22 protein-coding genes, 1 tRNA gene and 1 pseudogene are annotated in these 24,237 nt (G+C 71.0%); 10 read left to right on the forward strand and 14 right to left on the reverse strand.

What is annotated here, in order from left to right:
• Positions 1 to 21 precede the first annotated feature (21 nt).
• From BOSE127_RS06895 to ptsP, 5 genes are all read right to left on the reverse strand, one after another.
• Positions 22 to 954, reverse strand: a complete 933-nt coding sequence (locus BOSE127_RS06895; protein ID WP_159556682.1) for an NADP-dependent oxidoreductase — start codon at positions 952 to 954, stop codon at positions 22 to 24.
• Between the two features lie 90 nt (positions 955 to 1,044).
• Positions 1,045 to 2,202: a mannitol-1-phosphate 5-dehydrogenase gene (locus BOSE127_RS06900; RefSeq protein ID WP_159556684.1), complete on the reverse strand. Its 1,158-nt coding sequence runs from the start codon at positions 2,200 to 2,202 to the stop codon at positions 1,045 to 1,047.
• Positions 2,199 to 2,636, reverse strand: coding sequence for a PTS sugar transporter subunit IIA (locus tag BOSE127_RS06905; RefSeq protein WP_017888729.1), 438 nt, complete (start codon positions 2,634 to 2,636; stop codon positions 2,199 to 2,201). The genes BOSE127_RS06900 and BOSE127_RS06905 overlap by 4 nt, the downstream gene beginning before the upstream one ends.
• Before the next feature lie 88 nt (positions 2,637 to 2,724).
• A complete protein-coding gene (locus tag BOSE127_RS06910; protein WP_071251839.1) occupies positions 2,725 to 4,272 on the reverse strand; it encodes a PTS mannitol transporter subunit IICB in 1,548 nt (515 codons plus the stop codon).
• A 67-nt stretch (positions 4,273 to 4,339) separates the two neighbouring features.
• Entirely contained in the window at positions 4,340 to 5,998 is a 1,659-nt protein-coding gene (gene ptsP, locus BOSE127_RS06915; RefSeq protein WP_017888727.1) for a phosphoenolpyruvate--protein phosphotransferase, read from the reverse strand.
• A 251-nt stretch (positions 5,999 to 6,249) separates the two neighbouring features.
• Between ptsP and BOSE127_RS06920 the strand changes: the two genes are divergently transcribed.
• The 10 genes and pseudogenes from BOSE127_RS06920 (at position 6,250) to BOSE127_RS06965 (ending at position 15,769) form a co-directional block, all read left to right on the forward strand.
• Positions 6,250 to 7,020 carry a DeoR/GlpR family DNA-binding transcription regulator gene (locus tag BOSE127_RS06920; protein ID WP_017888726.1) on the forward strand — a complete coding sequence of 257 codons (771 nt, stop codon included), beginning with the start codon at positions 6,250 to 6,252 and terminating at the stop codon, positions 7,018 to 7,020.
• 69 nt (positions 7,021 to 7,089) lie between these two features.
• Positions 7,090 to 7,362, forward strand: a complete 273-nt coding sequence (locus BOSE127_RS06925) for an HPr family phosphocarrier protein (protein WP_017888725.1) — start codon at positions 7,090 to 7,092, stop codon at positions 7,360 to 7,362.
• Between the two features lie 128 nt (positions 7,363 to 7,490).
• Positions 7,491 to 8,333 carry an exodeoxyribonuclease III gene (locus BOSE127_RS06930; RefSeq protein WP_071251840.1) on the forward strand — a complete coding sequence of 281 codons (843 nt, stop codon included), beginning with the start codon at positions 7,491 to 7,493 and terminating at the stop codon, positions 8,331 to 8,333.
• A 41-nt stretch (positions 8,334 to 8,374) separates the two neighbouring features.
• The gene (gene trpS, locus BOSE127_RS06935) at positions 8,375 to 9,385 is read left to right on the forward strand and encodes a tryptophan--tRNA ligase (RefSeq protein ID WP_071251841.1); all 1,011 of its coding nucleotides are present in this window, start codon (positions 8,375 to 8,377) and stop codon (positions 9,383 to 9,385) included.
• Positions 9,386 to 9,387: 2 nt separating this feature from the next.
• Positions 9,388 to 9,942, forward strand: a complete 555-nt coding sequence (locus tag BOSE127_RS06940; protein ID WP_052481769.1) for a GNAT family N-acetyltransferase — start codon at positions 9,388 to 9,390, stop codon at positions 9,940 to 9,942.
• 91 nt (positions 9,943 to 10,033) lie between these two features.
• On the forward strand, positions 10,034 to 11,113 hold the full coding sequence (gene ribD / locus BOSE127_RS06945) for a bifunctional diaminohydroxyphosphoribosylaminopyrimidine deaminase/5-amino-6-(5-phosphoribosylamino)uracil reductase RibD (protein WP_236559586.1): 1,080 nt from the start codon (positions 10,034 to 10,036) through the stop codon (positions 11,111 to 11,113).
• A gap of 29 nt (positions 11,114 to 11,142) precedes the next feature.
• Positions 11,143 to 11,772, forward strand: a pseudogene (gene ribA, locus BOSE127_RS06950) (GTP cyclohydrolase II); the annotation flags it as partial.
• A 219-nt stretch (positions 11,773 to 11,991) separates the two neighbouring features.
• A complete protein-coding gene (locus BOSE127_RS06955; protein WP_159556688.1) occupies positions 11,992 to 13,371 on the forward strand; it encodes an MFS transporter in 1,380 nt (459 codons plus the stop codon).
• A gap of 321 nt (positions 13,372 to 13,692) precedes the next feature.
• Positions 13,693 to 13,908: a helix-turn-helix domain-containing protein gene (locus BOSE127_RS06960; RefSeq protein ID WP_017888718.1), complete on the forward strand. Its 216-nt coding sequence runs from the start codon at positions 13,693 to 13,695 to the stop codon at positions 13,906 to 13,908.
• Between the two features lie 7 nt (positions 13,909 to 13,915).
• Entirely contained in the window at positions 13,916 to 15,769 is a 1,854-nt protein-coding gene (locus BOSE127_RS06965; protein WP_159556690.1) for an ABC transporter ATP-binding protein, read from the forward strand.
• Between the two features lie 52 nt (positions 15,770 to 15,821).
• On the opposite strand, the gene BOSE127_RS06970 is transcribed toward BOSE127_RS06965, so the two are convergent.
• The 9 genes from BOSE127_RS06970 to BOSE127_RS07010 all read right to left on the reverse strand — a co-directional run bounded on the left by BOSE127_RS06970 (position 15,822) and on the right by BOSE127_RS07010 (position 24,212).
• Positions 15,822 to 17,300, reverse strand: coding sequence for an NAD-dependent succinate-semialdehyde dehydrogenase (locus BOSE127_RS06970; protein ID WP_031260549.1), 1,479 nt, complete (start codon positions 17,298 to 17,300; stop codon positions 15,822 to 15,824).
• A gap of 56 nt (positions 17,301 to 17,356) precedes the next feature.
• Positions 17,357 to 17,977 carry an isochorismatase family protein gene (locus BOSE127_RS06975; RefSeq protein ID WP_159556692.1) on the reverse strand — a complete coding sequence of 207 codons (621 nt, stop codon included), beginning with the start codon at positions 17,975 to 17,977 and terminating at the stop codon, positions 17,357 to 17,359.
• Positions 17,978 to 18,000: 23 nt separating this feature from the next.
• Positions 18,001 to 19,512, reverse strand: a complete 1,512-nt coding sequence (gene dacB / locus BOSE127_RS06980) for a D-alanyl-D-alanine carboxypeptidase/D-alanyl-D-alanine endopeptidase (RefSeq protein WP_159556694.1) — start codon at positions 19,510 to 19,512, stop codon at positions 18,001 to 18,003.
• A gap of 73 nt (positions 19,513 to 19,585) precedes the next feature.
• Positions 19,586 to 20,581, reverse strand: coding sequence for a Gfo/Idh/MocA family protein (locus tag BOSE127_RS06985; RefSeq protein ID WP_159556696.1), 996 nt, complete (start codon positions 20,579 to 20,581; stop codon positions 19,586 to 19,588).
• Positions 20,582 to 20,684: 103 nt separating this feature from the next.
• Positions 20,685 to 21,245, reverse strand: a complete 561-nt coding sequence (locus BOSE127_RS06990; protein WP_140448915.1) for a BLUF domain-containing protein — start codon at positions 21,243 to 21,245, stop codon at positions 20,685 to 20,687.
• A gap of 68 nt (positions 21,246 to 21,313) precedes the next feature.
• Positions 21,314 to 22,111, reverse strand: coding sequence for a glycoside hydrolase family 16 protein (locus tag BOSE127_RS06995; protein WP_071251846.1), 798 nt, complete (start codon positions 22,109 to 22,111; stop codon positions 21,314 to 21,316).
• Positions 22,112 to 22,292: 181 nt separating this feature from the next.
• Positions 22,293 to 22,365: transfer RNA gene (locus tag BOSE127_RS07000), tRNA-Thr, on the reverse strand.
• Between the two features lie 44 nt (positions 22,366 to 22,409).
• A complete protein-coding gene (locus BOSE127_RS07005) occupies positions 22,410 to 23,045 on the reverse strand; it encodes a TetR/AcrR family transcriptional regulator (protein WP_017888710.1) in 636 nt (211 codons plus the stop codon).
• 24 nt (positions 23,046 to 23,069) lie between these two features.
• Positions 23,070 to 24,212, reverse strand: a complete 1,143-nt coding sequence (locus BOSE127_RS07010) for a DNA polymerase III subunit delta' (RefSeq protein ID WP_017888709.1) — start codon at positions 24,210 to 24,212, stop codon at positions 23,070 to 23,072.
• Positions 24,213 to 24,237 lie beyond the last annotated feature (25 nt).

The following is a 24,237-nucleotide window of genomic DNA, read 5'->3' on the forward strand; positions in this document are numbered from 1 at the left end:
GACACCCGGCTCGGTCTCGCGTCAGGGCAGGAGGGCGAGCTTGCCGCCGGGGTGCCCGGACTCCAGCAACTCCGCCGCCGCCTTCGCCTCGGACAACGGGAACGTCCGCGCGACCGGGACCTCGAGCCCTCCGGCACCGGCGAGGTCGATGAGCCGCTGCCGCACCGAGTCCCGGAACGCCTTGCTGGCCGGCTGCGCCCCACCCACGGCGGCGATGCCGTCCGATGCGGCCCGCGCCTGCGCGGCGATCGTCACGATCCGTGACCGGTCCGCGACCAACGCGAGCGAGACGTCGACGGCCTCGTCGGTGCCGACGCAGTCCAGTGCCACGTCGATGCCAGAGGGGGCGAGATCACGGACACGCGCCTCCAGGCCGTCGCCGTACGCGACCCATTCGCCACCGAAGCGTCGCACGACGTCCGCACCACGCTCCGACGCGGTGCCGATGACGCGCGTGCCCAGCAGCCGCAGCTGCTGGAGCAGGCTGACGCCGACCGCGCCCGAGGCGCCGTGCACCAGGACGGTGTCGCGCCCCTCGGCGCGGGTGACGCGGAGCATGTCGGCGGCGGTCGAGCCGGCGAGGAGCAGGTTGGCGGCCTCCGCGAAACCGAGCGCGGCGGGCTTCGCGAAGACGTCGGCCGCGGGCACCGTGACCGACTCGGCCCAGCCGCCGCTGATGCGGAAGGCGAGGACCTCGTCGCCGACCGCTCCCCCGCCGGACGCGATCTCGGTGTCGGGGCCGACGGCGGACAGGACACCGGCGACCTCGTACCCGACGGCGATCGGCAGGTCCGCGGGGTCTCCCTGGCGGGTGTGCTTCGTGTCAGCAGGGTTCATGCCGGCGGCGCGGACGGCGATCGTGACCTCGCCGGGGCCGGGCGCCGGCACCTCGGTGTCGGCGTACTCCAGGACTTCGCTGCCGCCGAACCGTGGGGCGACCCAGTGCTTCGTCATGCGGGCGACGCTACGCGTCGCGGCCCCGGGACGGACGGGAGGCCCGTCACCAGCTGGTGACGGGCCTCCCGTTCGTCGGTGCTGACGTCGTCAGGCGCGTGCGGACCGGATCCGGTCGGCGAACGCGGCGTGCAGCGGGTGCTCCGCACCGAGACCGGTGATCTGCGTGGCCACGTCGGCGTCCGACGTGTCCGAGGCCAGGAGGGCCTGCAGTTCGACGCTCTGTTCGTCGTCCGCGACGTCGAAGCGGAGCGCAGCTGCCATCGCGTCGAGCAGCGCGGTCGGTTCGGTGCCGTCATCGGCCAGCGCTGCGGCGGGCGAGACGAACCGCTCGTCACGCGACAGCTTGCGGAGCGGCTGTCGGCCGACGCGCGTCACCGTGTCGGGCAGGTGCGGGTTCTCGAACCGGCCGATGATCGCCTGCACGTAGGCGCGGTGCACCTCGGGGTCGAGCTCGTGCCGGCGGACCAGCAGATCGCTCGTCTCAGCGAGTACGGACTCGAGCTCGGAGCGCACGGCGGGGATCGCGATGGCGTCCGAGATCTTGTCGGCCCCGGCGACGAAGCCGTGGTACGCGACGGTGGCGTGTCCGGTGTTGACCGTGAAGAGCTTGCGCTCGATCGAGGCGGCGAGGCCGTCGACGTAGTGCGCGCCGGGGATCTCCGGCTCGTTCCCACCGAACGGTGTGCGGTCGATGGCCCACTCGAAGTAGGTCTCCACGGTCACGTCGAGTCCGCCGCCCTCGGGCTGCGCGGGCACGATGCGATCGACGGCGGTGTTCGCGAACACGGCCTTCGCCAGGGCGGCGTCGCGGCCGTCCTCGGGCAGGGCAGCGACGATGAACTCGCGCAGGCGGTCCGTGGCGTTCAGGGCGTTCTCGCATGCCATCACGGCGATCGGTGCGGCGTCCGCGTCACGGGCGACCAGCGCGCGTGCGATGACCGGGGCGATGAACTTCAGGACGTTCGGGCCGACGGCGCACGTGACGATCGCGGCCGTCGCGATCTCGGCGACCACGCCGTCCTCGTCCTGCGCGCTGTTCAGTGCGCGGAAGTCCGTGACCTCGTGGTCCTGGGCGCCGGACCCGACCTCGTGCACGGTGTACGAGTCGGCTGCGGCCAGGGCGTCGATGAGCGGGGCGGCGACGTCGGCGAAGACGACCTCGTACCCGGCCTGGTGGAGCAGGAGCCCGACGAAGCCACGGCCGATGTTGCCGGCGCCGAAGTGGACGGCGGTGCTGGTGCTCACTCGTTGACCTCGCCGAGGATCGCCAGGATCGCGGCGGTGTCGGCGGCGTCGGTGAGCTTCTGGACCTCGTCCTCGTCGGAGAACACGATCGCGATCTTCGACAGGATGTCGAGGTGCTCGTTGTTCACGCCGGCGATGCCGACGACGAAGCGCACGGGGTTGCCGTCCCAGTCGATCGGGCTGGCGTAGCGGATGAACGACAGGGCGGACGACTTGATGGCGTCCTTCGCGTCGTTGGTGCCGTGCGGGATGGCGAGGAAGTTGCCCATGTAGGTGGACACGCTCTTCTCACGCTCGAGCATCGCCGGGTAGTAGTCGGCCGTGACCGCGCCCGCAGCTTCGAGGATCTCGGCCGCCTCCTTCATCGCCTCCGACTTGGTCGGCGCGGTGTCCTCGGTGTGGATGCGGATCTGGCTCTCCTGCAGGACGGGCATCGGGGGTTCTCCTTGTGTTGAGGACGTGATGGAGGGGACGGGTCAGCCCCGTCCCCTCCGATACTGCACTTCGTTACTGGTTGTGGCGTTACTGGTTCTTCAGCTGCTCGACGACCTGGTCGTACTGCGGCGCGTTCATGAAGTTGCCGACCGACACGTGCTGCGCGTTCGGGTTCTTCTGCTTCGCGCGGTCCGTCAGCTCTTCCTGCGTGATGATCAGGTCCTCGTCACCGGACAGGTTCGCGATCGCCTTGTTGGAGACCGTGACCCCTTCGATGCCCGCCTTCTTGATCTTGTTGCGCAGGACGCTGGCACCCATGGCGCTGGAGCCCATGCCGGCGTCGCAGGCGAAGACCAGGTTCTGGACCTTCGTCGCCGTCGCCGTGCTCGCCGAGCCGACGCCGCCGAGGGAGGCCTCGGCCTCTTCCTCGTTGGCCGGGGAGTTGTTGCCGAGCAGGCCGGCGGTCGCGGAGTTGACGTCGCGACCCTTGTTCGCCTGGAGCTTCGCCATCGCGGCGCTCATGTCGCCGTCGTTGCCCATCTCGCGGTCACGCTTGCGGGTGGCGAGGAGGAAGAACGACGCGACCGCGAACGTGACTGCCGCGGACAGGACGACCGACAGGATGACGCCGAGGAAACTGTCCCGCGGCGTGTTCAGGAACACCGCGAAGATCGACCCGGGGGACGCAGGTGCCGTCAGGCCGGAGTTGAAGATGACGTTCGTCAGCACGCCCGTGCCGCCACCGAGGATCACCGCGATGAACATGACCGGCTTCTGCAGCACGTACGGGAAGTAGATCTCGTGGATGCCGCCGAAGAACTGGATGATGATCGCGCCGGGGGCGGTCGAACGAGCGATGCCGACACCGAAGATGGTGAACGCCAGCAGCAGGCCGAGGCCGGGGCCGGGGTTCGCCTCGAGCAGGAACAGGATCGACTTGCCCGACTCCTTGACCTGGTCCACGCCGAGCTGGTCGAGCACGCCGTGGTTGATCGCGTTGTTGAGGAAGAACACCTTCGCCGGCTCGATGAAGACGCTCGCGAGCGGGAGCAGGGAGTGGTTGATCAGGAACTCGACGGCTGCACCCAGTGCGGTCGCGATCCCGGTGAAGACCTTCGACAGCCAGAAGAACCCGGCCAGGAACAACCCGAACCCGAGGATGCCGGCGGCGTAGTTGTTGACCAGCATCTCGAAGCCCGGCTTGATCTTGCCGTCCCAGAGACGGTCCAGCTGCTTGATGATGTACGCACCGAGCGGCCCGCAGATCATCGCACCGAGGATCATCGTCGAGTCGGAGCCGAGGATGACGCCCATAGCGAAGATCGAGCCGACGACTGCACCGCGGGTCTCGTAGACCATGCGGCCACCCTGGAACGCGATCGCGAGCGGGATGAGGTACGTCAGGATCGGGCCGACGACACCCACGACACTGCCGTCGCGGGACCCGCCGAGGGCTGCGACCGGCGTCCAGCCGTCCGGGATGAAGAAGGCCGTGATGATGCCCCACGCGATGAAGATCGCGATGTTGGGCATGACCATGCCGGAGAGGAACGTGCCGAACTTCTGAACGGCGACGCGTGCGCCGCCCCGCGACTTCGCGGGTGCGTCGGGCGCTGCAACGGACGACGTTGTCATGTGCGGTGACTTTCTGTGTGGTGGAGCTGCTGCGTGGTGCTGGGAGGGTGGTGCTGGGAGTGGTGGGTCAGGCGGCGTGCACCGCGGACGCGGCAGCGGACTTCGCGGCCGCCGCCGTGCTCGCGGCGAGTGCCGCCGTCGCCATCTCGCGGGCCTGTTCGAGCGTGTAGCGACCGAGTTCGGCGCGCACGTCGGCCAGGGCCGCGGGGGTCATGGAGAGGGTGGTGGCGCCGAGACCGACCAGGACGACGGCGAGCAGCGGGTCGGCTGCTGCCTCGCCGCAGATCCCGACGGGCTTGCCGGCGGTCGCGCCCGCGGTGCCGAGCTGCGCGACGAGGCGCAGGACGGCGGGGTGCCACGGGTCCTGGTAGGACGCGACGGTGCCGAGCATGCGGTCGGCGGCCATCGTGTACTGGGTCAGGTCGTTCGTGCCGATCGACACGAAGTCGGCGTTCTGGAACACCTGGTCGGCCATCAGCGCGAGCGACGGCACCTCGGCCATGACGCCCGCGGTGCGGATGCCCAGCTCACGCGCCAGGGTGACGAAGTACTCGGTCTCCTCGGCGTCGGCGACCATCGGGGCCATCACCCACAGGTCGGCCTCGGTCGCGGCGTCGGCCTGGGCGAGCGCGGTGAGCTGGTCGCGCAGGACCTCGGGGTGGTTCCGCAGGGCACGGAGACCGCGGCGCCCGAGGGCGGGGTTCTCCTCGTCCTTGTCGGTGAGGAACGGCAGCGGCTTGTCGGCGCCGGCGTCGAGCGCACGCACGACCACCTTCTTGCCGGGGAACGCCGCGAGGAGCTGGCGGTACGACTCGGTCTGCTCGTCGACCGTGGGGGCCTTGGGCGAGTCGAGGAAGAGGAACTCGGTGCGGAAGAGCCCCACGCCCTCCGCACCGAGAGCAACGGCGCCGGCGGCGTCGGCGGGGCTGCCGAGGTTCGCGAGCAGGGGCACGACGTGGCCGTCGGCGAGGGCACCGGCGGTGAGCGGTGCCGCTGCGGCGGCGAGGCGGTCGGCGATGCGGCGCTCGACGTCCGCGACCAGTGCGGCGTCGGGGTCGGTCACGACCGTGCCGGCGATGGCGTCGACCACGACGGACTGGCCGTCGACCAGGTCGTCCGCACCGGTCACACCGACGATTGCGGTGATGCCCTTGGCACGGGCGAGGATGGCGGTGTGCGAGGTCGGGCCGCCGTCACGGGTGACGAGCGCCAGGACCTTGTCGAGGTCGAGCAGGGCGGTGTCGGCCGGTGCGAGGTCGCGGGCGACGAGGACGAAAGGGGTGTCCGACTCGGGGACACCGGGGGCGTGCACGCCGCGGAGCTTGGCGATGATGCGCTGGGCGACGTCGTCGAGGTCGGCCGCGCGCTCCCCCATGTAGCCGCCCATGCCGACGAGCAGGTCGCGGAACTGTGCGAAGGCCTCGTACACGGCACGCTCGGCGTTCGTGCCGCCGTCGATGCGGGCGTGCACGTCGTCGAGCAGCGTCGGGTCCTGCGCCATCAGCGCCTGGGCCTCGAGCACGGCCTGGGCGTCGCCACCGGCGAGCTGTCCGCGCTTGTTGAGGTCGTCCGCCACGGCGGCGAGTGCGTCGTGCACGGCCTGCTTCGCGTCGTCCGCAGAACCCACCAGGGCATCCTTCGACGGTTCGCCGAGCGGGTCAGCCATCCGGAGCACGGGGCCGTGGGCGACGCCACGGCCGACGCCGGTGCCGAGCAGTTCGGACATTCGAGACTCCTTCATCTCACACGCGCTTGCGGTGGGGTGGATCGTTCGGTGCACGCGGCACGGGAACAGACCACGCCCGTGCGGCTGATCAGCACACTACCCCGATCAGCGTTGACAAACAAACACATCCGGGGATAAAAATACAGAAACAGATGCCCGTTTGCGTCTGGCGGATCGACCGACGGCACCGACATCACGGATGTCGCGCCCGAACATGTCCGTTCCGTTCCGACCCGAGACGACGAGGTCCGATGTACGCACCAGAACGCCACCAGCGCATCGTCGAGCAGGCGCGCGCGCAGGGCCGGGTGGACGTCAAGGACCTGGCCGAGCTGCTCGCCGTCACGCCCGAGACCATCCGCCGCGACCTGACGAGCCTCGAGCGCCGCGGCCTCGTCCGGCGCGCGCACGGCGGGGCGATCCCGGTCGAGCGCATCACCCTGCACCCCGGCGTCGGTGACCGCGGCGGCATCAACCAGACCGAGAAGATGGTCATCGCCGAGGCCGCCCTGGCGGAACTGCCCGAGAACGGCTCGATCATGATCGACGCCGGCACCTCGACCATCTGCCTGGCCGAGATGCTCCCGACCGACCGCGGCCTGACGGTCGTCACGCACTCGCTGCCGGTCGCCACCGCCGTCGCGAACCGCCCGGGCCTCGACCTGCACCTGCTCGGCGGCAACATCCGCAGCGACTCGCTGGCCGGCGTCGGCACGTGGACGCACCAGCTCATCGGCATGGTCAGCGTCGACGTCGCCTTCATCAGCATCAACGGCATCACGCCGGAGCGCGGCCTGACGACCCACAACGTGGCCGAGGCCGCCGTGAAGAGCGCGATGATCAAGTCCGCACGGCGGAGCATCCTGCTCGCCGACCACACCAAGTTCGGCCGCGAGGAGTTCGGACGCGTCGCCCCGCTCGCCGCGATCGACACGATCATCACCGACCCCGCCGTCAACCTCGACCTGGTCCGCGAGGTCGAGGCCGCCGGCACCGAGGTCTTCTGGCCCGGCCGAGCCTGACCGTGCCCCGTTCCCGCCCACCCAGCGCTCGCTAGCATGAGCCAACCACCCGTCGACAGGAGTACATCGATGTCCGAAGCCACCCGCACCGTGACCGTCGCCAGCGCATCCGGCCTGCACGCTCGCCCCGCCTCCCTCTTCGTCCAGACCGTGACGGCGTCGGGGCACCAGGTCACGATCGCCAAGGGCGACAAGTCCGGGAACGCCGGCAGCATCCTCGCCCTGCTCGGACTCGGCATCGAGCACGGCGACGAGGTCACCCTCACCGTCTCGGGCGACGACGCCGAGACCACCGCGGACAGCCTGGTCGAGTTCCTCGGGACGGACCACGACGCGGCCTGATCGCGCAGGTCGCGTCCTGCACGCGACCACAGGGCGGACGGGAGGCACGGTGCCAGCTGGCACCGTGCCTCCCGTCCGTCCGTCGGGGGCGTCCAGGGCTGTCGGCACCCGCCGATAAGGTGTTCTGCATGACACGCCTGCGCCTCGCATCCGTCAACGTGAACGGCGTCCGCGCCGCCTTCCGCAAGGGCATGGGCGACTGGCTCGCCACCCGTGACGTCGACGTGCTGGCCCTGCAGGAAGTGCGCGCGTCGAGCGACGACCTGACGGCGCTGCTCGGCGACGAGTGGGACATCGTGCACGACCCGGCGACCGCGAAGGGTCGCGCCGGCGTGGCCATCGCGTCCCGACACTCGGCGCAGATCCACCGCGTCGCGCTCGGACCGGACGACTTCGACTCCGCCGGCCGGTGGCTCGAAGCCGACTACGAGATCGGCGGCACCACCGTGACCGTCGTCTCGACGTACGTGCACTCGGGCGAGGTCGACACCCCCAAGCAGGACGAGAAGTGGAAGTTCCTCGACGCGATGACCGAGCGGCTGCCCGCACTCCGGGCGCACAACCCGCTCGCGGTCGTCGTCGGTGACCTGAACGTCGGGCACGACCAGCGCGACATCAAGAACTGGAAGGGCAACGTCAAGCGTGCCGGCTTCCTGCCGCGCGAGCGTGCCTACTTCTCGCGGTTCTTCGGTGCCGACGGCGAGCCCGTCGACGGCGCCGACGGCTCCACGGGTCCCGGCCTCGGGTGGGTCGACGTGGGTCGCGCCCAGGCCGGTGACGTCGACGGGCCGTTCACGTGGTGGTCGTGGCGCGGTCAGGCCTTCGACAACGACACGGGCTGGCGCATCGACTACCAGATGGCGACGCCCGACCTGGCCGCGAAGGTCACGGAGTACACGGTCGACCGCGCTGCGGCGTACGACCAGCGATGGTCCGACCACGCCCCCGTGGTCGTCGACTACGAACTCTGACCCCTCTTCTCTCGCTTCACCTGACGCACCGGAGCACCACCATGACCAAGACCCGCATCTTCTCGGGCATCCAGCCGTCCGCCGGCTCGCTGCACCTCGGCAACTACGTCGGGGCACTCATGCAGTGGAGGACTCTGCTCGACGACTACGACGCCATCTACTGCGTCGTCGACATGCACGCGATCACGTCCCCGCAGGACCCTGCCGAGCTCCGTGCGAACACCCGGGCCACCGCCGCGCAGTACATCGCGTCGGGCATCGACCCGTCGAAGGCGACGCTGTTCGTGCAGTCCCACGTCCCCGCACACGCCGAGCTCGCCTGGGTGCTGAACACCCTGACCGGCTTCGGCGAGGCGAGCCGGATGACCCAGTTCAAGGACAAGTCGGCGCGCCAGGGCGCCGAGGCGGCGTCGGTCGGGCTCTTCACCTACCCGATCCTGATGGCCGCCGACATCCTGCTGTACGACACCAAGGTCGTGCCGGTCGGTGACGACCAGCGGCAGCACGTCGAGCTGACCCGCGACCTGGCCGGACGCTTCAACTCGCGGTTCGGCGACACCTTCGTCACGCCCGAGGCGCGGATCCTGACCGAGACCGCGCGCATCTACGACCTGCAGGACCCGACCAGCAAGATGAGCAAGTCCGCAGCGTCGGAGAACGGCCTCATCCGCCTGCTCGACGACCCGAAGCGCACCGCGAAGAAGATCAAGTCGGCCGTCACCGACGACGAGCGCGAGATCCGGGCCGACCGCCAGGCCAAGCCCGGTGTGACGAACCTGCTGTCGATCCTGTCGGCGTTCACCGGCACGTCGATCGCCGCGCTCGAGGAGTCGTTCGCCGGCAAGGGCTACGGCGACCTGAAGGGCGAGGTCGCCGACGCCGTCGTGGCCGAGCTCGAACCGGTCCGCGCCCGCACGCTCGAACTGCTCGACGACCCGGCCGAGCTCGACCGCCTGCTCGCCGTCGGTGCCGACCGTGCCGAGTCCATCGCGCAGGACACCCTGGCCCGCGTCTACGACCGCATCGGGTTCGTCCCGCGGTCGCGCGGCTGAGCGTGCAGCCCGTCACGCTCGAGTCGGCGCGCGTCCGGCTCGACCTGCCCACACGCGCCGACACAGCGGCGATCACCGAAGCCTGTCAGGACCCGGAGATCGTCCGGTGGACAACGGTCCCGAACCCGTACCGCGAACAGGACGCCCGCACCTTCGTCGACGCGCTCGTCGGCCCGGGCTGGGCCTCGGACCGTGAGTACACCTGGGCGATCAGGCCCGCCGGCTCGACGTGGCTCGCGGGCATCATCAGCTACCGCACCGCCGGCCGCGACCTCGGGTTCTGGCTCGCGCCGTCCGCGCGCGGCGCCGGGATCATGCACGACGCCGTCCGGCTCGTCGTCGACTGGGCGCTCGAGCAGGGCGCCCCGGACGTCTACTGGGAGTGCTACGAGGGCAACACGGCGTCGGCGGCTGTCGCCCGTGCGGCCGGGTTCTCGTACACGGGCCGCGGCGAAGCCCGTGTGCCGGACCGGGACGGGGGCCCCACGGCGGCGTGGACGGCGCTCCGACGCGCCGACGGCGCACCTGCCTCCGACCTCCCGTGGCCCGTCGTCTGAACACGCTCACAACCATGGTGACGCGTCACCCGAATGCCGCCGGTAGGCTCGGCCCGTGAGCGACACGGCACGACCCACCGAGGTCCGAGCGATGCGCCGCGGGCTCGAACTCGCGGCCCTCGGACCCGCTGTCGGCGACCACGCACGCGTCGGCGCGGTGATCCTGTCCCCCACCGGCGAGGTCCTCGCCGAGGGCTGGCACAAGGGTGCCGGGACCCCGCACGCCGAGGTCGACGCGATGGCCAAGGTCGACCCGGCGCTGCTCCGCGGCGCGACAGCGGTCGTCACCCTCGAGCCCTGCAACCACGTCGGTCGCACCGGCCCCTGTGCCGTGGCACTGCTCGACGCCGGAGTCGCCCGGGTCGTGTACGCGATCGACGACCCCGGAGCCGACGTGCACGGCGGCGCCGACCGACTGCGCGCAGCGGGGGTCCGGGTCGTCTCCGGGGTCCTGGCCGACCAGGCCGAAGCGTTCCTCGAACGGTGGCTCCTGTCGGTGCGGCTCGGTCGCCCGTGGGTCACCGTGAAGTGGGCGTCCAGCCTCGACGGGCGTGCCGCCGCTGCCGACGGGACGAGCAAGTGGATCACCGGCGCCGCCGCCCGCCAGCACGTCCACGAGCAGCGTGCCGCCCACGACGCGATCCTCGTCGGCACCGGCACCGTCCTGGCGGACGACCCGAGTCTGACCGCCCGCGGCGACGCCGGCGAGCTGCTCGCCGACCAGCCGCTCGCCGTGGTGCTCGGCGACCGCCCGGTGCCCGACGACGCCGCGGTCCGCCGGCACCCGCGCGGACTCATCGCCCTGCCCGGACACGACCTGGCCACGTCGCTCGGAGCCCTGCGTGGGCACGGCGTGCACTCGGTGTTCGTCGAAGGGGGTCCGACGGTCGCCTCGGCGCTGATCGCCGCCGGACTCGTGGACGAGTACCTCGTGTACATCGCCCCGGTCCTGCTCGGCGGTCCCCGAGTGGCCCTCGGCGACCTGGGCGTGGGAAGCATCTCCGACCGTCGCCGGTTGGACGTACTATCGACCACCAGCCTCGGCCCCGACCTGCTGGTCCGAGCCCGGCCGCAGCGGACACAGCACCACGACCACCAGCTGCAGCGGCAGCACGACGCGACATCCGGGCTCGGGAACGACGGGCCCACGAACGACCGGAGCACCACATGACCGACGCGCTGACCTCACCCACGCCGGGGAGCCCGGTCCACTTCGAGGTGTCCACGAACGTGCCGACCACCCACGGCACCTTCCAGATGCGCGCCTACCGCGACCTCGTCACGAGCGCGGAGCACGTCGCCATCATCGGCGCCCTGCCCGACGGCTCGCTGCCCGCCGACGGCGCGCTCGTCCGCGTGCACTCCGAGTGCCTGACCGGTGAGGCCTTCGGCTCGCTGAAGTGCGAGTGCGGCCCCCAGCTCGACGCGGCGCTCGACACCATCGCGGCCGAGGGCGGCGTGGTGATCTACCTGCGCGGGCACGAGGGCCGCGGCATCGGTCTCATCAACAAGCTCAAGGCCTACCGCCTGCAGGAAGACGGTCTCGACACGCTCGACGCCAACCTCGCGCTCGGGCTGCCTGCGGACTCCCGTGCCTACGGCGGTGCCGCGGGCATCCTCGCCGACCTCGGCATCACCCGCGTCCGGCTGCTGTCGAACAACCCCGAGAAGCGCCGCCAGCTCGAGGAGCACGGCATCACCGTCGACTCCCTCGTGCCGCTCGTCGTCGGCATCTCGGCGCAGAACGCCGGGTACCTCGACACCAAGCGCGACCGGATGGGCCACCAGCTGCCCGAGCACCTCGAAGCCGGGGCCGGCGCCGGCGCCTGAGCGCGCACGGGCAACGGACGGCCGCGACCAGCTGACTCTGGGCTGATTCGCAGCCAGACGACATCTGTCGTATGATCGGGCTTCCGTCACAAGCGGTCCCCCTCAGCCGAACGCACCCGATCGGTGCCCGCGCCACCCCGCGCGAACCGATCGGTGTCCGCCGTCCGGACCCTCGTGCTCTCCCCCGGGAGCACGCAGCACGGAAGACCCCGCCCTGTCATGACCGCCGCTCCGGCACCCGCAACGCCCACCTCCGCTCCGGCCCCCGCCGGCAACCCGCGCTCCCGCGTCGTCATCGCCAGCCTCGTCGGCACGTCGATCGAGTTCTACGACTTCTACGTCTACGCGACCGCCGCAGTGCTCGTCTTCCCCACGCTGTTCTTCCCCAACGAGGACCCGACAGCCTCGCAGCTGTCATCGTTCGTCACCTTCGCCCTGGCGTTCTTCGCCCGGCCGGTCGGGTCGATCATCTTCGGGCACTTCGGTGACCGGATCGGCCGCAAGACCACCCTCGTCGCGTCGCTGCTCGTGATGGGCACGGCCACGTTCCTGATCGGCTGCCTGCCGACGTTCGACACCATCGGGGTGTGGGCTCCGGTCCTGCTCGCCGTGATGCGCTTCACCCAGGGCGTCGGCCTCGGCGGCGAGTGGTCCGGTGCGGCGCTGCTCGCGACCGAGAACGCGCCGAAGGGCAAGCGCGGCGTGTTCGGCTCGATGCCGCAGCTCGGTGCCCCCATCGGCTTCCTGCTCGCGAACGGCCTGTTCATCGCCATCAACGCGGCGATGCCCGCCGGTGCCGACGGCACCCCGAACGCCGACTTCCAGGCGTGGGGCTGGCGCATCCCGTTCCTGCTGTCCGCGGTGCTCGTCATCATCGGTCTGTACGTGCGGTTCAAGCTCGTCGAGTCGCCGGTGTTCCGCGGGGTGCAGGAGTCCGGCACGGTCGCGAAGGTCCCGCTCGGCCGGGTGTTCCGCACCTCGTGGAAGGCCGTCATCGTCGGCACCTTCGGCATGGTCGCCACCTACGTGCTCTTCTACTTCCTGACGACGTTCACCCTGCAGTACGGCACCACCGGCACCGTGAACAGTGCGCTCGTGCCGAAGGTCGGTCTCGGGTACTCCCGCGGTGAGTTCCTGACGCTGCTGATGATCGGCGTCGTGTTCTTCGGGATCTTCACGCCGATCGCGGGCCTGCTCGCCGACCGGTTCGGCCGCCGCAAGACCCTCATCCCGACCACGATCGGCATCGCGCTGTTCGGCCTGACGTTCCAGTTCTGGTTCGCGGCGTCGAGCGGGCCGATCACGGTGGTGACGTTCCTCATCGTGGGGCTCTCCCTGATGGGTCTGACCTTCGGCCCGATGGGTGCGCTGCTGCCCGAGCTGTTCCCGACGAACGTCCGGTACACCGGCTCGGCCATCGCCTACAACGTCGCGTCGATCCTCGGTGCGTCGCTCGCGCCGACGGTCGCGCTGGCGCTCTGGCGGCCGGACGGCGACATCTTCCTCGTCGGCCTGTACCTGACGATCGCCGCGGTCGTGACGCTGGTCGCGCTGCTCTTCGTGCGCGAGACGAAGTCGAAGGACATCGCCGACGCCTGATCGGCGACCACCTGAGGGACGGGAGGCCCCCGCTCAGCAGCGACGCGAAGCGTTGCGCGGGGTGCGCCGACCGAGCCTGCGAGGGAGGGATGCCAGCTGGCACCGGGCCTCCCGTCCGTCGTGTGCGTGCCTCGCGCCCCCGCCCTGCGCAACACGCCGTCGTACCGGCAAGGCGCCGCAAGCCCGCCGAGACGCCGCCGAATCCGGCGGCGTCTCGCGCGCGTGGCGGCGTCGAACGAAGACGCCGGCGTCTGCGCACCTCACCCGGCACTCGTCAACCCAGATTGACGAGTGTCGGTGCGTCAATGTACGTTGACAGGCGTGGACCGACCGACCATCACGAGCCTCGCGGCCGGAGCCTCGGGGGACGACCCGTTCTCCGCCCTCGCCAGCGTGCGGGAGCTGCGTCGTGAGCTCGACCGGGCCGAGGAACTCGCCGCACGCCGTGCACGCACCGCCGGCGCATCGTGGCAGGAGATCGCGACGCTGCTCGGTGTCAGCCGACAGGCAGTGCACAAGAAGTACGGCAGAAACTAGGAGCACGATGAGCTTCCCCTTCGCACGCCCGAAGACCTCCGACGGCCCCCGCGCCACGTTCGGTCGCCTGCTGTCCTACCTGTTCGAGAACAAGCCCGCGATGGTGGTCATCATCGTGCTGAGCGTCCTCGGCGCGGGGGCGTCGCTCGCCCAGCCGCTGCTGGTCAACCAGGTGATCACGGCGGTGCAGCAGGGCAACACCCTCAGCACGCTCGTGTGGCTGCTGGTCGGGCTCGTCATGATCGCGGGCGTGCTGAACGGCGTGCAGCACTTCCTGCTGCAGCGCGCGGGTGAGGGCGTGGTGCTCTCCACCCGCCGCAAGCTCATCGCGCGCATCCTCAACCTGCCCATCTCGGAGTTCGACACCCGCCGCACCGGCGACCTGGTGTCCCGCGTCGGCAGCGACACCACGCTCCTGCGCGCCGTCCTGACCCAGGGGCTCATCGAGTCGATCGGCGGCGCGCTGACGTTCGTCGGCGCCGTCATCGCGATGGCCGTCATCGACCCGCTGTTGCTCGTGATCGTCGTGGTCATCGTCCTGGTCGCGATCGTCGTCGTCGGCGGACTGAGCCGTCGCATCCGGGTCGCGTCGAAGCGCGCGCAGGAGAAGGTCGGCGACCTCACCGCCGCGGTCGAACGCGGGATCGGCGCGGTCCGCACCATCCGTGCAGCCGGCGCGACCGAGCGCGAGGTGCACGAGGTCGACGGCCACGCGACCGAGGCGTACAAGCGGGGGCTCGACATCGCCAAGATGTCCGCCTTCGTCGTCCCCGTCGCGAGCATCGTCATGCAGGTCGCGTTCATCGCCGTCCTGGGCGTCGGCGGCGCGCAGGTCGCGGCCGGCACCATCACCATCGCGACGCTCATCACGTTCATCCTGCTGCTCTTCATGATGATCATGCCGCTCGGCCAGGCGATGGGCGCGGTCGTCGCCGTCGCCCAGGCGCTCGGCGCCCTCGGCCGCATCGAGGAGATCCTGCACCTGCCGACCGAGTCCCAGGACGACGCGTCCGTCCGGCCGGCTGCGGCGGTCGCGACCGACGACGCCATCGCGTTCGAGCACGTGTCGTTCCGGTACCGCGGCCAGGCGGACGCCTCGGGTGCCGACGGCGCGGTCGCGTCCGACGCCGCGGATCACCCAGGAGGCCCGGATCGCGTCGACGACGAGCGACCGGTCGACGACGTGGTGCTCCACGACGTGTCGTTCCGCGTGCCGCGCGGGTCGCGCGTCGCACTCGTGGGTCCGTCCGGTGCCGGCAAGTCGACGACCCTGGCGCTGATCGAGCGGTTCTACGACCCCACCGACGGCGTCATCCGCCTGGGCGGCATCGACGTGCGCGGCATGGACCGCGACGAGCTCCGTGCCCAGATCGGCTACGTCGAGCAGGACGCACCCGTGCTCGCCGGCACGATCCGCGCCAACCTGCTGCTCGGGTCGCCCGACGCCACCGAGGACGACTGCGTCCGCGTGCTCGAGGCGGTCAACCTCGGCGAGGTCCTGCACCGCGACCCCCGCGGCCTCGACGCGCAGGTCGGTGAGGACGGCGTGATGCTCTCCGGCGGGGAACGGCAGCGCCTGGCCATCGCCCGTGCGCTGCTCGCCGCTCCCCCGATCCTGCTGCTCGACGAGTCGACGTCGTCCCTCGACGGGGTCAACGAGCAGAAGATGCGGCTCGCGATCGACGCCGTCGCCGAAGACCGCACGCTCCTCGTCATCGCCCACCGGCTGTCGACCGTGGTCGACTCCGACGTGATCGTCGTGCTCGAGTGCGGCCGCGTCGTGGGCAGCGGCACGCACTCCGAGCTCGTGCAGTCGACCCCGCTCTACCGCAACCTGGCGAAGCACCAGCTGCTGGTGTGAGCGTCGGTGCGGCCGCGTCCACCGCGGCCGCACCGTGGGACCACGCGCAGGCTCAGGCGGCGAACGGGTCCGGGGTGAGCACGTAGACGGTCTCGAGGTACTCCTCGATGCCCTCGTGTGCCCCCTCACGGCCGAGGCCGGACGACTTCACGCCGCCGAACGGGAACGCCGCGTTCGACACGACGCCCGTGTTCAGGCCGAGCATGCCGGTCTCCAGGCGCTCGGCGAGCCGCTGACCACGCCGGAAGTCGGTCGTGAAGGCGTAGGCAACGAGGCCGTACTCGGTGTCGTTCGCGAGCCGGATGCCCTCGTCCTCGGTGCTGAAGCGCGTGACCGACGCGACCGGTCCGAATATCTCCGTCGTCATGATCTCCGAGCCGGGCTGCACGTCGTCGATCACCGTCGCCTCGTAGAACGTGCCCGGACGGTCGATCCGGTGTCCGCCGGTGACGAGCCGCGCACCCCGGCCGACGGCGTCGTCGACGAGCCCGGCGGCCTTGTCCACGGCGCGGTCGTCGATGAGCGGTCCGAGCGTCGTCCCGTCCTCGGTGCCCCGGCCGACGCGCAGTGCGTCGACCTTCGCGGTGAGGGCTGCGACGAACGCGTCGGCGATGCCGTCCTGCACGAAGAACCGGTTCGCAGCGGTGCAGGCCTCGCCCGTGTTCCGGAACTTCGCGAGCATCGCGGCGTCCACAGCCGTGTCGAGGTCGGCGTCGTCGAACACGAGCAGCGGAGCGTTGCCGCCGAGCTCCATGCTCGTCTTGAGCACGTTGTCGGCCGCCTGCTTGAGCAGTGCCGACCCGACCGGGGTCGAGCCCGTGAACGTGAGCTTGCGCAGGCGCGGGTCGGCGATGATCGGTCCGGACAGTCCCTTGGCGTCGCTCGACGGGATCACGTTGAGCACACCGTCCGGCAGCCCCGCGCGGCGGAACAGCTCGACCAGGAACAGGGTCGTCAGCGGGGTCAGGTCGGCAGGCTTCGCGACCACGGTGCAACCGGCGGCCAGCGCCGGGCCGATCTTCCGGGTCGCCATCGCGAGCGGGAAGTTCCACGGCGTGATGGCGTAGACGGGGCCGACCGGACGCTTCAGCACGATCGCCCGGCCGGTGCCCTCGGGGTTCGTGCGGTAGTCGCCGGTGATGCGGACGGCCTCCTCCGAGAACCAGCGCAGGAACTCGCCGCCGTAGACGACCTCACCCCGGGCCTCGGCCAGGGGCTTGCCCATCTCGAGCGACATGAGGGCCGCCAGGTCGTCGGTGTGCTCGTGCACCAGGTCGAAGGCCCGGCGGAGGATGTCGGAACGCGTGCGCGGGGCCGTTGCCGCCCAGGACTCCTGCGCTGCGGCCGCGGCGTCGAGCGCGGCGATGCCGTCCTCGGCGCTGGCGTCGGCGACCTCGGCCAGCACGGCGCCGGTCGACGGGTCGTGCACGGCGAAGGTGGACCCGCTCGACGAGGCACGCCAGGTGCCGCCGATGAACAGGCCGGTGGGGACGCCCTGGACGCGGACGTGTTCGTCCGCGACGGTCGTCACGAGACGCGCGTCGTCCGCGGCGTCGGTGGTGGGGGTGTCGTTCGTGGTGGTTTCGGTCACAGTCGTGCTCCTCCTGGGTTCGCGAGGCTCTCGTCCATGTCGCTGCGGTCGACGTGTCCGCCGGCCGCCCGGATCTCGTCCAGCGCCCGGGCACTGCGCTCAGCGTCGACGCCGGCCACCAGGTCCTGGTACACGGCGACGTCGAGGCCCGCGGCACGGGCGTCGAGTGCCGATGCCCGGACACAGTGGTCGGTCGCCATCCCGACGACGTCGACCGTGTGCACGCGGCGTTCGGCGAGTACTGCGGCGAGCGGGACGCCCGCCTCGGTCCGGGCCTGGAACGCCGAGTAGTCCGGCGTGCCCTGGCCCTTGAAGACCTCGACGTCGATCAGGGCGGTGTCGAGATCGGGATGGTAGTCGGCGCCCGGCGAGCCGGCGACGCAGTGCACCGGCCAGGTGTCCGCGAAGTCGGGTCCCTCGGGTCCGGCGAAGTGCCCGCCGTTGTCGTCGTCGCCGTGGTGCCAGTCACGGGACGCCACGATCAGGTCGTACTCGTCCCCGTGCCGACCGAGGAACGCGGTGATGCGCTCCGCGAGCGCCGCTCCCCCGGTGACCGCGAGCGCACCGCCCTCGGTGAAGTCGTTCTGGACGTCCACGACGAGCAGTGCTCTTGCCATGGATCCATCCAACACCCGTCGGCTCAGGAGCCGGTGAGCTTGCTCCCGCACGAGTAGGTGGCGGCCGTCACCGCGTCCAGTGCCGGCAGGGCAGCCGCGCGTGGTGAACCGATGGCGTAGAAGGCGAAGGTCAACCGGGAGCCGTCAGCAGCGTCGATGTAGCCGCCGAGGGTGTTCGCGCTGTCGATCCAGCCGGTCTTCGCGTGCACCTTGCCGCGCGCGACGGCGTTCGCCCCGGTGAACCGGCTGGCGAGGGTACCGGACTGCCCGGACACCGGCAGGGCGTTCGCGAGCGTCCCGAGGCCCTTCGCGCCCGAGGCGACCTGCACCATGAGGTGCGCGACGAACTCCGGCGACACGGCGTTCGCGGCGCTCTCGCCCGAGCCGTCCTTGATCGTGATGCCGGCCGGGTCGAGGCCGTACGAGCGGAGCGCCGACTGGTACACCGATGTCAGTGAGGCCGCCGAGCCGTTCGACCCCGACTCCTTCGACGAGATCCGGGCGAGCATCTCGGCCAGGGTGTTGTCCGAGTTCGGGATCATCTGCCCGATGAGCGTCGACACCGGCTGCGAGTTCACCGTCGCGATCGTCTCGGTACCCGTGGTCGCACGCTTGACGATCTGCGCGGAACCTGCGCCCGCGACGCCCGCGTTGGCCAGTGCCGTCCGGAACGCGGCGCCGGCACGACCGACGGGGTCCTCCGACCGGGGCGAGGTCGCCGCGGCGGGGTTCGCCCGGTCACCGTCGACCATCAGCGCGGTGACCTCCGGCTGGTACCCGATGGTGCGCTCGGACACCGGCCACGTGGGGTCCCAGGCGTCGGCGTCGCTCCAGTAGGAGTCGTCGGTGACGATCGTGGTGATCGGGGTGTCGCCGACCTTGGCCTTCACCTGCTGCGCGAGCTGCGCGAGGGTCGGGGCGCCCGGGTAGACGGTGCCACCACCGGCGGACAGGGTGGCGTCCCCGTGGCCGACCAGGGCAACGGTGTTCGCGGACTCCCGAGCGACCGTCGTCGGGATGCGGTGGTCGCCCCCGAGCACCGAGAGCGCGGTCGCCGAGGTGAGGGTCTTCATGACGCTGCCGGTCTGGGCAGCCCGCTCCCCGTTCTTCGAGAACAGGACCTTGCCCGTCTTCGCGTCCATCACGTACCCCTCGAAGTCGCCGAGGCCGCTCGCCGACGCGGCGGTGGCGATCGAACAGGTCCGGAGTGCGGACGGGCCGGCCAGGTCCTTCGGCACGGCACGGGCGGCCGCGGTCGGGGTCGGGGACGGCTTCGTCGTCGGGCGCTTCGTGGTGGTCGTCGAGTCCGGCGCCGAGGACCCGCTCCGGGTCGGGCTCGGCGCGGCGGCCGACCGGGAGTCCGAAGTCGTGGCCGCCGCGACGGCGACGGCCCCACCGGAACCGACCACGAGGAGCGCCGCGAGCCCACCCGCGATCCAGGGCACCGGGCGTCGCGCCGCGGAGGCACGCACCGCAGCGACGGCGGCGTGGAACCGCTCCGGGACGGAAGGCGGGGTGGGCTGCTGCTCGGACATCGCGACCGATCCTACGGAACTGCGGCAGGAGCCTCCAGGCCGGATGCGGGATCCGTGGCGGACGGGAGCCGGATCAGGGCGCCGTGGCGGGACCGTCGGCCGGGTAGTGGACCCCGACCTGGCGACGTGCCTCGTCCAGCACGGCCATGATCGCGACCGTCTCGTCCGGGTCCATCGGGCCGCCGTCGTGGCGGCCGGACGTGATCATCGACTCGAAGGCGTGGGCCTCGTGCGCGTAGCCGGCGAGCTCCTCGCGACCGTCGAACTCCTCGACCACGACGCCGTCTCGATCGCGGATCCGCCAGGTGGTCGGCGTGTACCAGGTGGAGTCGATGTCGATGCGGCCGGACTCACCGATGACCGACGCCGTGTTCGGGCTGCGCAGGTCCATGCCGAAGTGGATCATCGACTGTGCGCCGCCCTCGTGTGTCATCACCAGGCCCATCTGCTCGTCGACGCCCTGCTCGCTCAGCGTGCCCGCCGCGACCAGCGCTGTCGGCACCCCGAGCACGTCCACCGCGAAGGACACCGGGTAGATCCCGAGGTCGAGCATCGCTCCCCCACCGAGTGCCGGGTCGCGCAGCCGGTGGTCGGGGTCCGTCGGCAGGGCCTGGTGGTGGGTCGCCTCGACGACCATCGGGCGGCCGATGCGGCCCTCGGCAACGACCTCGCGGATCATCGCCATCTGGGGCAGGAACCGCGTCCACATCGCCTCCATCACCGCGACACCCGCCTGCCTCGCGGCGTCGACGACCGTCCGGGCCTCGGCCGCGGTCATCGTGAAGGCCTTCTCGACCAGGACATGCTTGCCCGCGCGGATCGCGAGCAGGGCGTCCTCGGCGTGCCGGACGTGCGGGGTCGCGACGTAGACCGCGTCGACCTGGTCGTCCGCGACGAGGTCCTCGTACGACCCGTGCGCCCGCTCGACGCCGAACTCGGCGGCGAAGGCCTCGGCGTGCGCGCCGGTGCGACTGCCCACAGCCGTGAACGCGACGCCTGCCGCGGTGCAGTCACCCACGAAGGAGCGTGCGATGCCGCCTGTACCGATGACTCCCCAGCGAACCGTCATGGGTCCTGTCTACCAGCGCCGCGGCGGTGGCGCCTCGCGGTGCTGGGCTGCTGCGCGGGGCTGCCGGTGCTGGGCTGCTGCGCGGTGCGGCCGGTGCCGTGCGTCAGCGGCGGTGTTTGCCGAGCGCGGCGTCGGGAGCGGCCAGCGGGTGGTTCCGGAACCAGCGCAGGAGCTCGCGCGCGCGGCTGGTGTCCGCACTCGCGTCGCCCTGGGCGAGGAACGCGTCGAAGCCGTCGGGCAGGTCGCCATCGACCTCGCGGTGGAACGCCATCTTCCACTCGCCGAAGCGCCGGGTGTGGATGCGCTCCTCGACCAGCAGGCCGATCTCGGTGTGCCGCGGGTCGTCGGTGATCCGCCGGTAGGTCTCGAGCACGGCCGCTTCGGGACCCTCGAGCAGCTGCATGAACCGGCCGTCCTTGTAGACGAGCAGGCCGGACAGGTCGGACGCGGTGTTGTGCTCCCGCGCGTGCTCGAGCAACGCGTCGAGCAGCTCCTGGTCGAACACCTGGTTCGCCGCGCTCATGTAGACCAGGGACAGCAGCATGACGACCTCTCGGTGACGACGGAACGGGTTCCCACTCATCGTGGACCGCCCCGACGACGACGGGCAGCCCCAGAACGGGGAACGGCCCCACCCGCGCACCCGCGTCGAGGTTCGGGTCATCGACGCGAGCACACGGGTGTCGGGTCGTACGACCGGACTGATTCGGAGCCCCCGTCCGGGGGGTTTGGTCACTCCGCGTCGTAAGTGCGGACCCAGTCGATCTGGACGTGCCCCGGGGCGCCCCAGTTGCCGATCTGGAACATGTAGCGGTGCGGGGTGGTGGGCACGTTCCGCGGCACCGTGAACACGAGCTTGCCGTCGAGGTAGTACCGGATGATCTTCCCCGGCACCCACTCCGTCGTGTAGGTGTGCCAGTCGTTCCAGGACACCCGGGTGTTGTAGTGCTCGGTGCGGCGTTCGAGTCCCTGGAGCATCGAGTGGTGGAAGACCCGCGGGGAGCCGTCGAACTGGCCCTCCGGGTAGTTCAGCTCGCCGTCCGCCCAGGCGTTGGACGTCGGCCAGAGCATCACCGCGATCCCGTTGCCGTCGCCCCCGGTCGCCCGCGCACGGATGCTGAAGGTGCCGCCGACGTGCGACCAGGCGCCGGTGGGGGTGCCGAAGGTGCCGGCGGCGCCCCGCTCACCGTCCAACGCGACGTCCAGGTAGCCGTCGTGCGCGCTGATGAGCTCGTCCGAGTAGTACTTGCCGCCGGCGCCGTCGGGGTAGGGCTGCCACGAGTTCCGGTACGTCTCGGCGAAGGGACCACCGGCCGCAGCGGGGGTGTCGAAGTCTTCCGAGAAGGTCGGCTCACGGTCGGCCAGGTACGCCGGCCCGGTCGAGGACCCCGTCGGCGTCGCGGACGATGGGGCACCCGGCGACGCGGTCGACGCAGATGTCGCCCGCGACTCGGGCACGGCCGCTGCGGTCATCGCAAGCGCTCCGGCGGTGGCGGCGACCAGGACGACGACCAGCACACGCTTCAACACGGCGTCACTGCCGTCGGTGCGATGAGCTGGCGCTCGGTCATGGTGTCCCCCGTATCGCGGACAAGGCTAGTCCGCGCGAACGCCAGGGGTCTGTCCCTCGGGTGAGGGACACGGATTTCGTCCGGAATACGAAAACCCCGGTCAGAGCCACTTCGTGCGGGCCTGACCGGGGTGTTCACGGAGCCGCCTGTCGGAATCGAACCGACGACCTATTCATTACGAGTGAATCGCTCTACCGACTGAGCTAAGGCGGCGCACACTCCATGTCCGGAGTGGCACGAGCAATGACTATACAGGTTCAGACGAGTGAACGCGAAACCAGCACGCCGAGCTCGGAGAAGGACCGTTCGAGTTCGTCGACCAGGTGGGTTCCGGCCTCGGAACCCGACCACTCCCACCACGCGTGGCGCAGGGCGGCGAGGGCGACGATGGCCGCGAGACCGGCGCGGCGACGGAGCGCATCGGCGTCCGCGGCGAGCTCGGGGTCGGCGCGCTCGAGCCGACGTGCGACGGCAGCCTGCAGTTCCGCCTGGAACTCCTTCATCGACGCCATCCGCCGGCTGAACAGCTCCGGGTTGGCGCGGAGGACCTGCTGCCGCTCCTCGATGAGTCCACGTTCCTCGATCAGTTCGCGCGTGGAGTGCACGAGCAGGGTGCCGATGTCAGCGAGCAGTTCACCGTTCGGCCCCCCGGCGACGAACGTCTGCAACGCCTGGTCGTCCGGCAGCTGCGGGTCGTCGCCGAGGATCGCCTGTTCCTTGCTCGGGAAGTAGTTGAAGAACGTCCGGGGCGAGACGTCGGCACGGCGGGAGATCTCGTCCACCGTCACCGCGCCGAGGCCGTCCTCGATGGCGATCCGGAGCGCAGCCTGCTGGATGGCGCGCCGGGTGGCGCGGCGCTTCCGTTCGCGCAGGCCGGGTTCAGCGTCGGGCATGCCGTGATTCTCGCATGCCCGGCCTCAGCGGCGGGCGCGTGCGATCGTGACGAGCAGCGCTTCGAGGGCCAGCAGTGCCGCGACGTTCGCAGCGATGCGCTGACGCGCCAGGGCCACGGCGTCCAGCACCTGGAGCGCGGCGGCGGGCGGGGTCGTCGGCAGTGCGTGCTCGAGCTGCTCACGCATGGCCAGGTTGACCGGTTCCGCCGGAGCACCGAGCCCCATCAGGAGCAGGTCGCGGTACAGGGACGAGACGTCCACCAGGATCCGGTCGAGCCCGTCGCGCAGGCTCCGGGTCGCTCGGCGTTTCTGGTCGTCCTCGAGCGCACGGAGCTGCGACCGGAGTGCCGGCGGGATCGTCCCGCCCGGCTCGACACCGAGCGAGCGCAGGGCCGCGTCGCGTTCTTCCGAGTCGCGCTGCTCGGTGATGGACTTGGCGTCTTCGTCGGCGACGGCGAGGAGCTCGGCGGCAGCCATGACGGCGTCACCGACGCTCCGCACACCGAGCACGGTGGTCAGGGTCCGGCGTCGACGATCACGGGCCGGCTCGCTCGTGGCCAGGCGCTGCGCCATGCCGATGTGGCTCTGCGCCTGACGAGCGGCGTCCATCGCGAGAGCACGGTCGACACCGGTCCGGGCCACGAGCAGGTCGGCGACGGACTCGATGCCGGGCACACGCAGGCGGACCGAACGGACGCGCGACCGGATCGTCGGCAGCAGGTCGGCTTCACTGGGCGCGCAGAGGATCCACACCGTGCGCTCCGGTGGTTCCTCGAGCGCCTTGAGCAGCAGGTTCGAGGTCCGCTCGGTCATGCGGTCGGCGTCCTCGATGATGACGACGCGGTAGCGCCCGACCGACGGCGAGTAGTACGACGAGGTGACGAGCTGCCGGATCTCGTCGATCGTGATGATCACGCGCTGGGTCGTGAGCACCGAGACGTCGGGGTGGGTCTTCGCGGTGATCTGCCGCAGGGTGTGGTCGTCGTCGGGGCCGTTGCCCACGAGCGCAGCCGCGAAGGCGGTCGCCACGTTCGACCGACCGGACCCGGGCGGGCCGGTGATGAGCCACGAGTGGGTCATGCCGCCGGTACCGTCGGTCGACTCGGCTGCATTGCGCAGCGATGCGACCGCTTCTTCCTGCCCGGTCAGGCCGTCCCACACGCTCACGGGACCATCCTGTCAGTGACCACCG

The organism is Curtobacterium sp. 8I-2 (genome assembly GCF_902506155.1).
Taxonomy (GTDB): domain Bacteria; phylum Actinomycetota; class Actinomycetes; order Actinomycetales; family Microbacteriaceae; genus Curtobacterium; species Curtobacterium poinsettiae.

Excerpts from the sequence above, each read along its gene's own strand:
- BOSE127_RS06895 (WP_159556682.1), bottom strand. The coding sequence starts at position 954 with ATGACGAAGCACTGGGTCGCCCCACGGTTCGGCGGCAGCGAAGTCCTG.
- BOSE127_RS06905 (WP_017888729.1), bottom strand. The coding sequence starts at position 2,636 with ATGCCCGTCCTGCAGGAGAGCCAGATCCGCATCCACACCGAGGACACC.
- BOSE127_RS06910 (WP_071251839.1), bottom strand. The coding sequence starts at position 4,272 with ATGACAACGTCGTCCGTTGCAGCGCCCGACGCACCCGCGAAGTCGCGG.
- ptsP (WP_017888727.1), bottom strand. The coding sequence starts at position 5,998 with ATGTCCGAACTGCTCGGCACCGGCGTCGGCCGTGGCGTCGCCCACGGC.
- BOSE127_RS06920 (WP_017888726.1), top strand. The coding sequence starts at position 6,250 with ATGTACGCACCAGAACGCCACCAGCGCATCGTCGAGCAGGCGCGCGCG.
- BOSE127_RS06925 (WP_017888725.1), top strand. The coding sequence starts at position 7,090 with ATGTCCGAAGCCACCCGCACCGTGACCGTCGCCAGCGCATCCGGCCTG.
- BOSE127_RS06930 (WP_071251840.1), top strand. The coding sequence starts at position 7,491 with ATGACACGCCTGCGCCTCGCATCCGTCAACGTGAACGGCGTCCGCGCC.
- trpS (WP_071251841.1), top strand. The coding sequence starts at position 8,375 with ATGACCAAGACCCGCATCTTCTCGGGCATCCAGCCGTCCGCCGGCTCG.
- ribD (WP_236559586.1), top strand. The coding sequence starts at position 10,034 with ATGCGCCGCGGGCTCGAACTCGCGGCCCTCGGACCCGCTGTCGGCGAC.
- BOSE127_RS06955 (WP_159556688.1), top strand. The coding sequence starts at position 11,992 with ATGACCGCCGCTCCGGCACCCGCAACGCCCACCTCCGCTCCGGCCCCC.
- BOSE127_RS06965 (WP_159556690.1), top strand. The coding sequence starts at position 13,916 with ATGAGCTTCCCCTTCGCACGCCCGAAGACCTCCGACGGCCCCCGCGCC.
- BOSE127_RS06975 (WP_159556692.1), bottom strand. The coding sequence starts at position 17,977 with ATGGCAAGAGCACTGCTCGTCGTGGACGTCCAGAACGACTTCACCGAG.
- dacB (WP_159556694.1), bottom strand. The coding sequence starts at position 19,512 with ATGTCCGAGCAGCAGCCCACCCCGCCTTCCGTCCCGGAGCGGTTCCAC.
- BOSE127_RS06985 (WP_159556696.1), bottom strand. The coding sequence starts at position 20,581 with ATGACGGTTCGCTGGGGAGTCATCGGTACAGGCGGCATCGCACGCTCC.
- BOSE127_RS06990 (WP_140448915.1), bottom strand. The coding sequence starts at position 21,245 with ATGACCCGAACCTCGACGCGGGTGCGCGGGTGGGGCCGTTCCCCGTTC.
- BOSE127_RS07005 (WP_017888710.1), bottom strand. The coding sequence starts at position 23,045 with ATGCCCGACGCTGAACCCGGCCTGCGCGAACGGAAGCGCCGCGCCACC.